The 1,037-nt window shown below is 59.4% G+C and carries 1 protein-coding gene; it reads left to right on the forward strand.

Features of this window, described 5'->3' with window-relative positions:
• On the forward strand, positions 1-1,037 hold a 1,037-nt coding region (locus PU724_RS33765), incomplete at both ends, for an AMP-binding protein (protein ID WP_426213829.1).

Genomic DNA, 1,037 nt, shown 5'->3' on the forward strand with positions numbered 1-1,037 from the left:
GCGCAGGTGCGCCAGGCGCCGGAGGCGGTGGCGGTGGTCCATGAGGACGAGCGCCTGAGCTATGGCGAGCTCAATGCGCGGGCCAACCGGCTGGCCCATCATCTGATCGCCCTGGGGGTCAAGCCGGGGGACCGCATTTCGACAGTGCTGGACCGCTCCGTCGCTCTTGTCGTGGCGCAGTTGGCGGTCCTCAAGGCGGGCGGAGTGTATGTGCCGATCGATCGCGCTCTTCCATCTGCGCGACAAGGATGGCTGATGGCAGATTGTGCTGCGCGCCTCGTGCTTACGGAGGGTGTCGATGAATTGGTAGATGTGACGATCCCTGTTCTGTCTATTGAGCCGCTCATGGCTGGGACTGGGTCTAGTGCCAACCCTGGCTTGACGTTGAGCGCCGAGGCTGCCGCTTACGTGATGTACACTTCCGGCTCGACCGGCCTTCCCAAGGGGGTTGTTGTTCTTCATCGTGCGGTCAACCGGCTCGTCATCAACAACGGCTATGCGAAGATCGATGCCCGAGATCGTGTGGCGTGGGTGGGTAATCCCGCCTTCGACGCCAGCACATTTGAAGTGTGGACGCCGTTGCTCAACGGTGGCTGCATTATTGCATTGGATGCCACGACCGTCTTAAATCCTTCAAATTTTGCCAAGTCACTTGAACAGCAACGGGTGACAACCCTTTTTCTAACAACGGCATTATTCAACAAATATACGTCATCGATCGCTCCAGCGTTGGCACAACTTAAGTACCTCCTTTCTGGAGGCGAGGCCAGTGACGGTCCCTCATTTTTGAGATTGCTAAGAGAAGAAGGTCCTGTACGCCTCATTCACTGCTACGGTCCGACCGAGACGACGACCTTTGCGACAGTCTGCGAGATCACCGCGATTGGTGAGACATTCCGCCGTGTCCCGATCGGCCGTCCGATTGCGAACACGCGGGTGTACCTGCTGGACGGTCATGGCGCTCCTGTGCCGTTCGGGGCGGTGGGCGAGCTTTACATTGGCGGCGCAGGCGTTGCGCGTGGCTACCTGAACCGGCC

The sequence above is a fragment of the Mesorhizobium abyssinicae genome (genome assembly GCF_049887195.1).
GTDB classification, from domain to species: Bacteria; Pseudomonadota; Alphaproteobacteria; order Rhizobiales; family Rhizobiaceae; genus Mesorhizobium; species Mesorhizobium abyssinicae.